Origin of the sequence: Akkermansia sp. GGCC_0220, from assembly GCF_017566105.1 — a bacterium.
Classification (GTDB): Bacteria; Verrucomicrobiota; Verrucomicrobiia; order Verrucomicrobiales; family Akkermansiaceae; genus Akkermansia; species Akkermansia massiliensis.
In genome coordinates this window covers 1-1821 of record NZ_JABFCI010000041.1, presented here as the reverse complement: position 1 = coordinate 1821, position 1821 = coordinate 1, and the positions used below count along the sequence as shown (strand labels likewise).

The following is a 1821-nucleotide window of genomic DNA, read 5'->3' as shown; positions in this document are numbered from 1 at the left end:
ATCTCCAACGCGTCATCCTACCTGGACGTCAAGCATGCCGAAGACGGCTCGCTGAAGCAAATCTGGAACCTGTGGGACGGCCTGCTCAACGTGGAAAACGTCACGGCCACGGGCTACACCATCGCGCTCTACACCCCCGGCCAAATCACCGGAACGGACGAACAGGGATTTTATACCGTTATGGGTGCTCCCTTCAAAACATTTGTCCTCTCCCTGTCTACGGACGGCCAATTCACCGTCACGGAGCAGACGCCTGCCAGGCAGCCCCATACCGTCACCTGGTGGAAAAACGGCCTGGCATGGAACATGCGGAGGGGAACGGGGGAAGACGCCGTCACGACCATCCGCACGCGCACGGAGCTGGAACCGGAAGACTCGGTCTGGCAGCTGGTGACGGAAACCTCCAAAGGAGGTATCGTGGCAGAGCGCACCTGTTCCATCTACCAGACCACGGACGTAGGCGACCTGCTGTTGACGATGGTGGAAGGTTATCAAAGCCCGGAAGCGCAAACCACGCAATACGCCTACGACCAGTGCGGACGGCTCAAGACGGAAACGGCTCCCGACGGCAGCCAAATTCATTACGCGTATGACCTCTATGGCCGCCTGCTCTCCCGTGACGAACCGTGGGCGGAAAGCGGAAGGCGCATCACGCGCTACACCTATGCCTATTCGGGAGAAGCCGACTTCAACGACGAACCTGCCACGGAAACGGTAGACCTGCTTCCGCTGGAAGGACACGTCAAGACGCTGACCACCATTGCCTACAAGTACACGACGGCCAATCACGTCAAAAGGACGGAAAAGCGGGTCACCGGACTGGGAGTAACGGGCACGCGCCTGACGGCCACGGAACAATGGCTGGCCGGCGCGCCCGACGTCTATGCCCGCGGACGCACCCGGATGACCCGGGACCTCACCGGCGTGCAAACCTGGCACGACTACGCGGCCACGACGGAGCACGGCGCCCTCTACACGGAAACGGTGGAAACGCGCGTCAACGGGGAAACCGTGCCGGGACAGAGCACGCGCACCACGACCTGGATCACGGCGGAAGGGCAGCGCGTCAGGGAAGAAAGCTACGCCCTGCTCACCGGCGGGGAATGGGCGCTCACGGACAGCGCCTCCTATGAATTTGACACGCAGAACCGTTGGGTGAAGCGGACGGCGGGCAATGGCCGAATAACGGAGCGCGAGCTGATGTGCGACGGGCACCTGTTGTGGGACATTGATGAAAACGGCATCAGGACGGACTACGCCTACGACACGGCGCGCCAACTGGTGGAAACCACGCGTTCCGCCGTAATGGACGGGGAAACCGTCATCACGCCGGAAACCATCACCACCTACACCCTGGATGCGGCGGGGCGCATCCTCTCTACGCGTCGGGATACGGGGGCCATGACGACCAGCGAAAGCTCGGAGTACGACTTGCTGGGGAGGATAACTTCCTCTACGGACGTCCTGGGCCGGGTCACCGCCTACGCCTACAGCCAGGACGGCTTGACGACGACGCAGACCACTCCCTCCGGAGCCACGTTCATCACGCGCAACGCCCCGGACGGAACGATTATGGAACAGGCTGGCACGGGGCAGCGGCATTTGGTATATTCCCTTGACTTGGTCAATGACGGTATCCGGACCTTCACGAAAGCCATCTGTGGTGAGACGGAAATCGAGCTGCAAAGAATGATCGTCAACGGCGTCGGCGAAACCCTGCGCACGGGCCGGCCCAACACCATCGGGGGAGTCATTTACACGAGGAACACCTATAACGCCAAGGGACAGCTGACCAAGGAACAGACAGATGCGGAAACCGCA

General features: G+C 61.3%; 1 pseudogene. It reads left to right on the top strand.

The window, feature by feature from the left end:
- Positions 1-1821: pseudogene (locus tag HJW02_RS12860) on the top strand (RHS repeat protein); the annotation flags it as partial.